The sequence below is a fragment of the Winogradskyella litoriviva genome, assembly GCF_013249065.1.
GTDB lineage: Bacteria > Bacteroidota > Bacteroidia > Flavobacteriales > Flavobacteriaceae > Winogradskyella > Winogradskyella litoriviva.
Window position 1 is genome coordinate 287,570 of the sequence record NZ_JABRWQ010000003.1, and the last position, 11,926, is coordinate 299,495.

The window sequence follows — 11,926 nt, forward strand, 5'->3', positions numbered from 1 at the left end:
TTTTCTATTTTAAATTCTAAAATGAATCTACTACTTCAAACTAGTTAAACTCGCTTTTATCGTTTCTATCTTAGCCAAAGCATCAGCTTCTTTCTTTTTCTCAGAAGCGACTACTTGTTCTGGTGCACCTGCAACAAAACGCTCATTAGATAATTTCTTTTGAACAGATTTAAGGAAACCTTCAGTGTAGTTTAATTCTTCTGTTAATTTCTTTATCTCGGCTTCAACATCAATACTGCCTTCCATAGGAATAAAGTATTCGTTAGATTTTACTCTATACGTTAAAGCGCCTTCTACAGTTTCGGTTACGTAATCAAAAGACTCTAAGTTTCCTAATTTAGAAATAACAGCATCAAACGTTTTATTTACATTTTCGTTATTTACAACAGAAAAACCTATAGCATCTTTAAAAGCAATATTCTTTTGCTTTCTTATATTTCTAATTCCAGAAATAACTTCAGTTGCAAATTCAAATTCTGAAATCAAAGTTTCATTAATTGGTTTTGTTACTGGCCATTTTGCAACTATTAAAGCTTCTTCTGGTGTTCTTTTAGTAATTGTTTGCCAAATTTCTTCTGTGATAAATGGCATAAATGGATGAACCACTTTTAAAATATCTTCAAAAATAGATATTACAGCAGTATATGTTTTTGAATCGATTGGCTGTTGGTAAGCAGGTTTTACAATCTCTAATAACCAAGAGGCAAAATCATCATATACCAATTTATAAATAGCCATTAAAGCATCAGACAATCTGTATTTACTAAAGTGGTCTTCAATCTCTATCAGTACTTTTTGAAACTTAGACTCAAACCACTCAATTGCTACTGCGCTAGATTCTGGTTGCTCCATATCTGCAACTTCCCACAAATTGGTTAAGTAGAATGCAGACCATATCTTATTACCTAAGCCTTTTCCTTGTTGGCAAAGGGCTTCATCAAACATTAAATCGTTTCCGGCTGCCGAACTCAATAGTAATCCTACTCTAACACCATCTGCGCTATAATCTTCAATTAACTTTAGAGCATCTGGTGAATTCCCTAGAGATTTAGACATTTTTCGCCTTTGTTTATCTCTAACTAAACCAGTTAAATAAACGTTTTCAAAAGGTTTTTCGTCTTTATACTCGTAACCAGCAATAATCATACGTGCTACCCAAAAGAATAAAATGTCTGGTCCTGTAACCAAATCGTTTGTTGGATAATAATATTTTATGTCGCTGTTTTCTGGGTTTCTGATACCATCAAAAACACTCATTGGCCACAACCAAGAACTAAACCAAGTATCTAAAGCATCAGTATCTTGTTTTAGGTCTTCTATTTTTAAAGCTGAATTATTAGTCTTCTCTTGTGCTAATTTTAAAGCATCTTCAATATTTTCTGCAACTACGAAATCTTCTTTTCCATCGCCATAGAAAAAGGCAGGAATTTGTTGTCCCCAAAGTAACTGTCGCGAGATATTCCAATCACGAATATTCTCCATCCAATGACGATAGGTGTTTTCAAATTTCTTTGGAAATAATTTTACATCACCCGTTTTTAAAACAGCATCGATAGCAGGTTTTGCTAAATCTTCCATTTTTAAAAACCATTGATCACTTAATCTTGGTTCTATAACTGCTTTTGTACGTTCTGAAGTTCCTACTTTATTAAGGTGATTTTCAGTTTTTACTAAAACTCCTGTTTCTTCTAATTCTTTAGCTACAGCTTTTCTTGCTACAAAACGATCTTGCCCTTCAAATTGCAATCCGAAGCTATTTAAACTCGCATCTTCATTGAAGATATCTATTACCTCTAAATTGTGTTTATCTCCTAAAACTTTATCGTTCTCATCATGAGCAGGTGTTACTTTTAAGCAACCTGTACCAAATTCAACATCTACATATTCATCTTCTATAATAGGAATAACACGTCCACAAATAGGAACTATCGCTTTTTTACCTTTTAAATGCGTAAAACGCTCGTCATTTGGGTTAATACAAATGGCTGTATCTCCAAATATAGTCTCTGGCCTTGTGGTTGCAATGGTTAACTTTTCATCGCTTCCTTCAATTTTATATTCCAAATAATACAATAAGCCTTGTTTCTCAACATGGATTACTTCTTCGTCCGATAATGTGGTTTTAGCTTCTGGATCCCAATTTACCATTCGGTAGCCTCTATAAATTAAGCCTTTGTTATACAAATCAACAAACACCTTAATTACAGCTTCAGACATATCATCGTCCATGGTAAATTTGGTTCTGTCCCAATCACAAGAACAGCCTAATTTCTTCAGTTGTTCTAAAATTACGCCTCCATATTCTTCCGTCCATTCCCAAGCGTGTTCTAAAAATTCTTCTCGAGATAAATCGTTTTTATCTATCCCTTGAGCCTTCAATTTAGCAACAACCTTAGCTTCCGTAGCAATAGATGCGTGATCTGTACCAGGAACCCAACATGCATTTTTACCCAATAAACGTGCGCGTCTAATTAACACATCTTGAATGGTATTATTTAACATATGTCCCATATGTAATATTCCTGTAACGTTTGGAGGAGGAATAACAATGGTGTATGGTTCTCTTTCATCTGGTGTAGAGTGAAAGTATTTATGCTCCATCCAGTAATTGTACCATTTACTTTCTGCAGACTGAGCATTATATTTTGATGGAATTTCCATGTTTGGTATCGTTTTTGTAATATAACTGACAAAAGTACTTATAATTCCTATTTCGAAAAATTATTAGAGTAATAATATGGCTTCCTATCCTTAAATTCTGTTAAATAAGGAGTATTACATCTAATAAATTTTGTTAGGAATTAAAAAGTAACTAGTTTTGAATAATCAATTTTAGAATAAAATTTAAAATAAAAATGATGAAAAATGTATTAGTAGTAGTATTCGTAGGCCTAATGAGTTTAGGCGTTTTTGCGCAAGATACACAAGCAAAAATAGAATTTAAGACCACAACAATCGATTACGGAACCATTGAAAAAGGATCAGATGGAAAAAGGACATTTGAATTTACTAACACTGGTGATGCACCTTTGATAATTGAAAATGCAAAATCTACTTGCGGATGTACAGTTCCTAGTTGGCCTAAAAAACCTATTCTACCAGGAGAATCTGGGGAAATAGTAGTAAAATATAATACAAGTAGATTAAACAAAATTGCAAAGACAATTACAGTTACCACAAATTCGAATCCAAAAACTATAGCTCTTAGAATTAAGGGTATGGTTGTAGACTCTAATAAGGCAAGTGTTTTAGAAAAGAAAAGCAAAAGTTTGATTGAAGAATAATTAATCTCTACTTTTAAAATGTAAAAGAGTTCTCATTTAGAGGACTCTTTTTTTATACATTTATATCATAATTACATTAGAATTTTCAGACCTTAGCATTTTAAAACGTATAGCAAATGCCAAAAATATCAAATAAGGGTATTCACATGCCAGAATCTCCAATAAGAAAATTGGTTCCTTATGCTGAAGCAGCTCAAAAAAAAGGGAAAAACATTTACTATTTAAATATTGGTCAGCCAGATATAAAAACGCCTAAAATAGCTTTAGATGCAGTTAAAAAGAGTACTATAGATATTTTAGCGTATTCACGTTCTGAAGGTTCTGAAACTTACAGAATAAAAATTGCTGAATACTACAAACGCAATCATATTAATGTTACACATAATGATATTATTGTAACTACAGGAGGCAGCGAAGCTCTATTATTTGCTTTTGGTAGTATAATGGATGAGCATGATGAAATTATTATACCTGAGCCATTTTATGCAAATTATAATGGATTTTCAACGTCCTCTGGCATTAATGTGGTTCCTGTAATTTCTAAAATTGAAGATAACTTTGCTCTTCCTCCAATTGAAGAATTTGAAAAATTAATAACACCCAAAACCAAAGCTATATTAATTTGTAACCCAGGAAATCCAACAGGTTACTTATATTCTAAAGAAGAAATAAAACAATTGGCTGCCATTGTAAAAAAACACGATTTATTTTTAATAGCAGATGAAGTTTATAGAGAATTTGTTTATGATGGCATTGAGCATTACTCTATTTTACAAGAACCAGGTTTAGAAGAACACGCTATTGTAATCGATTCTGTCTCTAAACGCTATAGTATGTGTGGTGCTCGTATAGGTTATTTAGTTTCTAAAAATAAAGAATTTATAAAAACAGCATTAAAATTTGCTCAAGCCAGATTAAGCCCACCTTCTTTGGCTCAAATTGCTAGTGAAGCAGCATTAGATACACCACAAAGTTATTTTGATGATGTAAAGCAAGAATATGTAAAACGCCGAAATGTTTTAATTGAAGAATTAAAAAAGATTGAAGGTGTAAAAGTTGCCAAACCAAATGGTGCATTTTATTGTATTGCAGAATTACCAGTTAAAAACTCTGATGACTTTGCCAAATGGCTCTTAGAATCCTTTGATTATAATAACGATACGGTAATGGTTGCTCCTGCTGCTGGCTTCTACTCAACTCCAGGTGTTGGTTTAAACCAAATTAGAATTGCATATGTATTAAATGAAGAGAGTTTAAGAACTTCAGTTAAAATTTTAAAAGAAGCTTTAAAAGCATATAAGGACTAATGAATATTATTAATAACGCTTCTTTAAAATCATTTAACACCTTTGGGATTGATGCCAAAGCGCAATCTTACTGTGATGTTACTTCTATTAATAAACTTAAAGAAATATTAAAAGAACATTACTCCAATCCCTTATTTATTTTAGGTGGTGGAAGCAATATGTTGCTCACCAAAAATATTGAAGCATTAGTTCTTCATATCAATTTAAAAGGGATAGAAATAGTTAGTGAAACTGAATCTACAGTTATTATAAAGGCTATGGCAGGTGAAAACTGGCATAATTTTGTCCTTTGGTGTTTAAAGCATAATTATGGAGGTATAGAAAATTTATCCCTAATACCAGGTAATATTGGCACTGCTCCAATTCAAAATATTGGTGCATATGGTGTAGAACTAAAAGATGTATTTCATAGCTGTGAAGCCATTAATATTAAAAATCAAAATTCAAGAACCTTTTTAAAATCAGAATGTAATTTTGGTTATAGAGAATCTATTTTTAAACAAGATTTAAAAGGACAATATATTATTACAAGTGTAACTATTGAGTTAACAAAAAACACGCACCAATTACATACTGACTATGGTGTTATTAAAAATGAATTAGACATTAATAGAATAAAAAAACCAACAATTCAAGATATATCAAATGCCATAATAGCTATTAGACAAAGTAAGTTACCAGACCCAAAAGAGATTGGAAATAGTGGTAGCTTTTTTAAAAACCCAATTATATCAGCTGAGGAATTTGCAGTATTACACCAAAATTTCCCAGAAGTACCATCATATAAAATTTCTGAAGACAAGATAAAAGTGCCTGCTGGTTGGTTAATTGAAAAAGCTGGCTTTAAAGGGAAACGATTTAATGATTATGGTGTTCATAATAAACAAGCTTTAGTTTTAGTAAATTATGGGAATGCAACAGGAAAAGAGATTTTTGAATTGGCACAATTAATTCAGAAAACTATAAAGAGACTCTTTAATATAACCATTGAGACGGAAGTTAATATAATATAAAACAAAAGTCCCAATTTTTAGATTGGGACTTTTGAATTTAGAATAATTTTTTTTGAATATGCTATTAATCAATCTCCTGTGAAGTAAAAACCATTCTAAAACTATATTTAGGATACCTATATTATAGTCTATTTATTTATATTTACGATTATAAATCCTTTTTGGATCTTTTTAAAAGAAAAAAAACAAACTTTAACACTTTGAGCATATCACCAATAGAGCAAAAAATAATCAACTTACTCCAAAAAGGAGATAAGCGAGCATTAAACCTACTATATGAAAATTACTCAAATAGCTTATATGGTGTTATTTTAAAAATAACTATCAACGAAGAAATTGCGCAAGATGCTCTGCAAGAAACTTTCATTAAGGTTTGGAAAAATGCCTCAAAATACGACCCATCAAAAGCCAAACTATTTACATGGTTGTTTCGTATTGCTAGAAATACAGCTATTGATAAACTAAGAAGTTTTAATAATCGTTATCATAAAGAAATCCAAATTGACACTTCTGACGTATATATCTTACCAACATCGAATTTAAATCAAGATGTTTTAGACATTAAAGAACATGTTGGAAGACTAGAAGAAAAGTACCAAATAGTGCTAGACGCTCTGTTTTTTCAAGGGATGACGCAACAAGAAGCCAGTGACGAATTAGAGATTCCACTTGGTACAATTAAATCTAGATTAAAAATAGGACTACGTGAACTTAAAAAAGTTTACAATCCAGAAAATAATTAATCATGGAAAAAAAATTACATACTTTTTTAAACTCTAACTTACTTAATAAGTATTTGGTTGGAGATACTTCTTTAGAAGAAACTAAAGAGGTAGAACATTTTATTTCAAATTATCCTGAAGCAGCAGCAGCTTATGAAAAACTTCAAGATAACTTAGAGATTATTGCTAAAGCAGGTGCTGTTGATGTACCTAATTATATTTTAGACGATATTTTAGAGTCTTTAGATGAAAATAATAATACCAAAGTAATTCAATTGGTACAAAGCAAAAGAACATCTTGGTACAGTATTGCCGCAAGCGCAGCAGCCATTTTGTTTGCCGCAACATCGTTTTTCCTATATCAAAAAAATATGGAATTAAACAATGAGAACAATGTCGTTGTTGATGAAATATATGATTTACGTAGCGATATAGAATCTAATAATTCTAAATTAGATGAATTATCTAGAGAGTTAATGAAACTTAACAATCCAGATGCAAAAAAATACGTTATCAATGGTAATGAATATGCAAAAAACTTAAAAACAGTAGCATACATTAATCCAATAGAAAAAACATCTATGATCGATGTAATTACATTACCTCAATTACCAAAAGAACAGCATTACCAAATTTGGGCAGAAATGCAAGATAAAATGGTAAACTTAGGCATATTAGATGAGTCGGACCGTAAGTTGAAACAAATTCCATATATGGAAGATGCTTTAGCACTTAGTATTAAAATTGGAACTGTAGGAGACAATACCACGGAAGACGATACAGAAGTAGCTGAAATTTCATTAAAAGATGAAAATTAAATAGCACTGATTATTTATAATAAAAATAAAAAAGAGGCACAATAGTAATATTGTGCCTCTTTTCTATTTAGAATAAAACCTACTCTTTTTCAAATAGTGTTTTATGAATTATACCTCCAATAATAGCACCCAATATAGGAGCAATCCAAAATAACCAAACTTGCGATAAATAATCTCCATCAGCAAAAATAGCTTGACTTAAAGATCTAGCCGGATTAACAGATGTATTTGTAATAGGAATACTTATTAAATGTATTAAAGTTAAAGCTAATCCTATAGCAATAGGAGCAAAACCTTTAGGTGCTCTAAAATTTGTGCTTCCAAGAATAACAATTAAAAAGAACGCAGTTAAAACAACCTCAGCAATTAAAGCAGACATCATATTATAACCATCAGGCGATAAATTATCATAACCATTAGCTGCAAAACCACCTACAGTTTCAAAATCTGATTTTCCTGAAACTATTAAATACAATACGCCTGCGGCAACAATTGCACCAACAACTTGCGCTATAATATAGCCTATTAAATCTTTAGCTTCAAATTTCCCACCAGCCCAAAGTCCAATAGATACGGCAGGATTAAAATGACCTCCAGAAATATGACCAACAGCATAGGCCATAGTTAATACTGTAAGTCCAAATGCTAAAGCAACACCTACAAATCCAATTCCTAATTCCGGAAAACCAGCAGCAAAAATTGCACTACCACAACCTCCAAAAACAAGCCAAAAGGTTCCAAAGAATTCTGCAAATAATTTTTTCATAATTGATAAATTAATTAGTTAATATTATACGTTTAATAGTAATAAGACACAATATCAGCAAGTTAAGTCACACAAGATTACAACAAGGATTCTAAGTAAAAGTATTATCTTTGTTGAAAATTTTTCATTGTATGAAATTACTACTTATTACACTTGTATTATTGGCTATAGGTGTAGCCGGAATTGCTATTAAAATCTGGGCAAAAAAAGATGGTAAATTTGCAGGTACTTGTGCAAGCCAAAATCCTATGCTTAACAAAGAAGGGGAAGCTTGTGGATTTTGCGGAAAAACTCCAGATCAATATAAAGATTGTAGTGAACCTCAACATTCTTAAGTTTTAATGACATTTACCACAATACTGTTCTACGCATTTATTGCAGTAGTTGTAATTCAATTGATTTATTACACTAGTTTCCTATTTTCATTTGCAATAAAACGCTCAGAAACAAGATTAAAAAAACAGATGCCTATTTCTGTTATTATCTGCGCAAAAAATGAAGCAAAAAATATAGAAAAAAATCTACCTAATATCTTAAACCAAGATTATTCTAATTTTCAGATAGTTCTGGTTAATGATAGTTCTAGTGATAACACTTTAGATATTATGGAGGCTTTTGCATCTACTAACCCAAATATTAAAATTGTAGATGTTAAAAGTAATGAAGCCTTTTGGGGAAATAAAAAATATGCTTTAACATTAGGTATAAAAGCATCTAGCCATGATTTTTTAGTGTTTACAGATGCAGATTGCATACCTGCATCTAACAAATGGTTAATGCAAATGAGCGCTCATTTTTCTAATAAAAAATCAATTGTATTGGGCTATGGCGCTTATGCTAAAAAGAAATATTCCTTTTTAAACAAAATTATAAGATACGAAACCGTATTGACTGCACTTCAATATTTCTCGTATGCCAAGCTAGGACTACCATATATGGGAGTTGGTCGTAATATGGCTTACAGAAAAGAACTATTTTTTAATAATTGCGGTTTCAATAATCATATGACTATTAAATCTGGTGATGATGATTTATTTATAAACGAAGTCGCAAATTCATCTAATACAGCTTTATGCTTTTCAAAAGAAAGTTTTACAATTTCTGAGGCTAAACCTTCATTTGGAGCATGGATACTTCAGAAAAGAAGACATATTAGTACAGCTAGACTATATAAATATAAACATCAGTTTTTATTAGGCCTATTTTACGGTAGCCAATTATTATTTTGGACACTAAGTATCTCTTTATTATTATTGAATTTTTCTTGGCAATGGATTGCTGCTTTAACAGGGTTTCGTTTTATAATACAATGGCTAACTTTTGGACTTACCGCTAAGAAATTTGGAGAAACCGACTTAATTTTACTTACTCCTCTTTTAGAATTATTTTTAATTACTACACAATTAAGTATCTTTATTGCTAATATGATATCTAAGCCTAAACATTGGAAATAAAAGAAGCCATTACCAAAGCAAAAAACAAAGAACAAATTGCATTCAATTTTCTCTTAGATACTTTTTGGAACGATGTTTATTCATTTCAGTTAAATCGTACGCATAACGAAAATGATGCTGAAGACATTACCATCCAAACATTCTCTAAAGCTTTTGATAAAATTGACACCTATAAACAAGAGTATAAGTTTAAAACTTGGCTGATAACCATTTCTAAAAACATTCATATTGATTTAGTTAGAAAACAAAAAAAAACAATCAATAATACATCTAAAGATAATGATGATAATTACTTAGAGATTATTGATGACTCACCTACACCAGAAGACAAAATTATTACAGAACAAAATTTAGCAAAACTTCTTAGAGATATAAAAAAACTAAAACCTCATTATCAAGAAGTGATTAATTTAAGATATTTTCAAGAATTAAGTTACAAGGAAATATCTGAAGAACTTAAAGAGCCTATAAACAATGTAAAGGTAAAACTACTTAGAGCAAAAAAACTATTGGCAGAAATTATAACTAAGTCCTAAATTACAACCAAATTAATAAGGCTAGATAGCATCAGTTTCTTAATCATTATCCTTTAAATCTAACAACAATTTTAATTATTTACTTTGTATCTTTGCTTTTCAGAAATTGAATATTGCATGGAAACCAAAGTCGCATCAAATATTTTACCAGAACGTAAGCCCAAATGGCTAAGAGTAAAATTACCGACAGGAAAAAAATATACAGAACTTAGATCTTTAGTTGACAAATACAAACTAAATACCATTTGTACTTCTGGAAGTTGCCCAAACATGGGTGAATGTTGGGGAGAAGGTACTGCAACATTTATGATTTTGGGTAACATTTGCACAAGATCTTGTGGATTCTGTGGTGTAAAAACCGGACGCCCAGAAAGCGTAGATTGGGATGAGCCAGAAAAAGTAGCACGTTCTATTAAACTAATGCATATTAAACACGCTGTCTTAACAAGTGTAGATCGTGACGATCTTAAAGATATGGGAAGTATAATGTGGGCAGAAACAGTAAATGCTGTTAGACGCATGAATCCCGAAACAACCTTAGAAACACTTATTCCAGATTTTCAAGGTGTTGAGAAACATATTGACCGAATTATTGAGGTTGCTCCAGAAGTTGTTTCACACAATATTGAAACCGTTAGACGCTTAACTCGCGACGTTAGAATACAAGCGCAATACGACCGTAGCCTTGGCGTTTTAAAATATTTAAAAGCACAAGGACAACGTAGAACTAAATCTGGCATAATGTTAGGACTAGGTGAAAAACGAGACGAAGTAATCCAAACATTACACGATTTAAAAGATAATGATGTAGATATTGTTACTATTGGACAGTATTTACAACCTAGCAAAAAGCACTTACCGGTCCAAAATTTTATAAATCCAGATCAGTTTAAAGAATACGAAGAAATCGGTTTAGAACTTGGCTTTAGACATGTTGAAAGTAGTGCTTTGGTTAGATCTTCTTACAGAGCTCAAAAACATATTAATTAATGATTACTGTTGCCATTAATGGCTTTGGAAGAATTGGTCGTCGTGTTTTTAGACTCGCCTTACAAAACCCAAAAATTCAGGTAGTTGCCATAAATGATTTAGCAGACGCTAAAACTCTAAGTCATTTATTAAAATACGATAGTATACATGGTGTATTAAATGAGATGGTTTCTTTTAATGAAAATCATATCATTGTTAACAACGTTTCTATACCATTATATAGAGAGTCTCATCCCAAACATATAGATTGGTCTGCTTTAAAACCAGACTTTGTTATTGAATCTACGGGAAAATTCAAAACAAAAGAAGCACTACAAAACCATATTTCTAATGGAGCGCAACGTGTTATTTTATCAGTTCCTGCTTTAGAGGATGAAATAAAAACCATTGTTTTAGGTGTTAATGACAATTTATTAGATGGTAATGAAACCATTGTTTCTAATGCATCTTGTACTACTAACAATGCAGCTCCAATGATTTCTTTAATCAATGAACACTTTGGTATTAAACAAGCTTACATCACCACTATTCATTCTTATACAACTGATCAAAGTTTACACGATCAACCACATAAAGATTTAAGACGAGCAAGAGCAGCCGGACAATCCATCGTACCAACAACAACAGGAGCAGCAAAAGCCTTAACAAAGATATTTCCAGAATTAGCTAATGTAATAGGTGGTTGCGGAATAAGAGTTCCTGTGGCCAATGGTTCCTTAACCGATATTACTATTAATGTTAATAAACCAACCAATATAGAAAAAGTGAACACCTTATTTAGAGACGCTGCTGCTAATAAATTAAAAGGAATACTAGAATATACAGAAGACCCAATTGTATCAATTGATATTGTAGGTAACCCACATTCTTGCATCTTTGACGCGCAAATGACTTCGGTCATTGGAAACATGGTAAAAATTGTAGGCTGGTACGATAATGAAACAGGATATAGCTCAAGAATTCTTGACCTTATATGTAATTTATCGGTAAAATAATAGCTTTTATCGAATAAATAATTATATTTGCTCAAATTAAA

General features: G+C 31.3%; 12 protein-coding genes. 10 read left to right on the forward strand and 2 right to left on the reverse strand.

Translation table 11 applies throughout. The features are described from left to right. Positions 1–30 precede the first annotated feature (30 nt). Positions 31–2,661, reverse strand: a complete 2,631-nt coding sequence (locus tag HNV10_RS07780; RefSeq protein ID WP_173300769.1) for a valine--tRNA ligase — start codon at positions 2,659–2,661, stop codon at positions 31–33. A 197-nt stretch (positions 2,662–2,858) separates the two neighbouring features. Between HNV10_RS07780 and HNV10_RS07785 the strand changes: the two genes are divergently transcribed. From HNV10_RS07785 to HNV10_RS07805, 5 genes are all read left to right on the forward strand, one after another. Beyond that, positions 2,859–3,284: a DUF1573 domain-containing protein gene (locus HNV10_RS07785; RefSeq protein ID WP_173300770.1), complete on the forward strand. Its 426-nt coding sequence runs from the start codon at positions 2,859–2,861 to the stop codon at positions 3,282–3,284. A 116-nt stretch (positions 3,285–3,400) separates the two neighbouring features. Continuing rightward, positions 3,401–4,591 (forward strand): pyridoxal phosphate-dependent aminotransferase, encoded by a 1,191-nt coding sequence (locus tag HNV10_RS07790; RefSeq protein WP_173300771.1) that lies wholly within the window; start codon positions 3,401–3,403, stop codon positions 4,589–4,591. After that, on the forward strand, positions 4,591–5,604 hold the full coding sequence (gene murB, locus HNV10_RS07795; protein WP_173300772.1) for a UDP-N-acetylmuramate dehydrogenase: 1,014 nt from the start codon (positions 4,591–4,593) through the stop codon (positions 5,602–5,604). Before HNV10_RS07790 ends, murB begins: the two co-directional genes overlap by 1 nt. Before the next feature lie 200 nt (positions 5,605–5,804). Then, on the forward strand, positions 5,805–6,347 hold the full coding sequence (locus tag HNV10_RS07800) for an RNA polymerase sigma factor (protein WP_173300773.1): 543 nt from the start codon (positions 5,805–5,807) through the stop codon (positions 6,345–6,347). A 2-nt stretch (positions 6,348–6,349) separates the two neighbouring features. Then, entirely contained in the window at positions 6,350–7,144 is a 795-nt protein-coding gene (locus HNV10_RS07805) for an anti-sigma factor (RefSeq protein WP_173300774.1), read from the forward strand. A 79-nt stretch (positions 7,145–7,223) separates the two neighbouring features. Here HNV10_RS07805 and aqpZ read toward each other — a convergent pair whose 3' ends face one another. Continuing rightward, entirely contained in the window at positions 7,224–7,910 is a 687-nt protein-coding gene (gene aqpZ / locus HNV10_RS07810; RefSeq protein WP_173300775.1) for an aquaporin Z, read from the reverse strand. 131 nt (positions 7,911–8,041) lie between these two features. Between aqpZ and HNV10_RS07815 the strand changes: the two genes are divergently transcribed. The 5 genes from HNV10_RS07815 (at position 8,042) to gap (ending at position 11,885) form a co-directional block, all read left to right on the forward strand. Next, on the forward strand, positions 8,042–8,245 hold the full coding sequence (locus HNV10_RS07815; RefSeq protein ID WP_173300776.1) for a membrane or secreted protein: 204 nt from the start codon (positions 8,042–8,044) through the stop codon (positions 8,243–8,245). Positions 8,246–8,251: 6 nt separating this feature from the next. Next, the gene (locus HNV10_RS07820) at positions 8,252–9,364 is read left to right on the forward strand and encodes a glycosyltransferase (RefSeq protein ID WP_173300777.1); all 1,113 of its coding nucleotides are present in this window, start codon (positions 8,252–8,254) and stop codon (positions 9,362–9,364) included. Beyond that, positions 9,355–9,900: an RNA polymerase sigma factor gene (locus HNV10_RS07825; protein WP_173300778.1), complete on the forward strand. Its 546-nt coding sequence runs from the start codon at positions 9,355–9,357 to the stop codon at positions 9,898–9,900. The genes HNV10_RS07820 and HNV10_RS07825 overlap by 10 nt, the downstream gene beginning before the upstream one ends. A gap of 117 nt (positions 9,901–10,017) precedes the next feature. Next, the gene (lipA, locus tag HNV10_RS07830) at positions 10,018–10,890 is read left to right on the forward strand and encodes a lipoyl synthase (RefSeq protein WP_173300779.1); all 873 of its coding nucleotides are present in this window, start codon (positions 10,018–10,020) and stop codon (positions 10,888–10,890) included. Next, entirely contained in the window at positions 10,890–11,885 is a 996-nt protein-coding gene (gap, locus tag HNV10_RS07835) for a type I glyceraldehyde-3-phosphate dehydrogenase (protein WP_173300780.1), read from the forward strand. Before lipA ends, gap begins: the two co-directional genes overlap by 1 nt. The last annotated feature ends 41 nt before the right edge of the window (positions 11,886–11,926 follow it).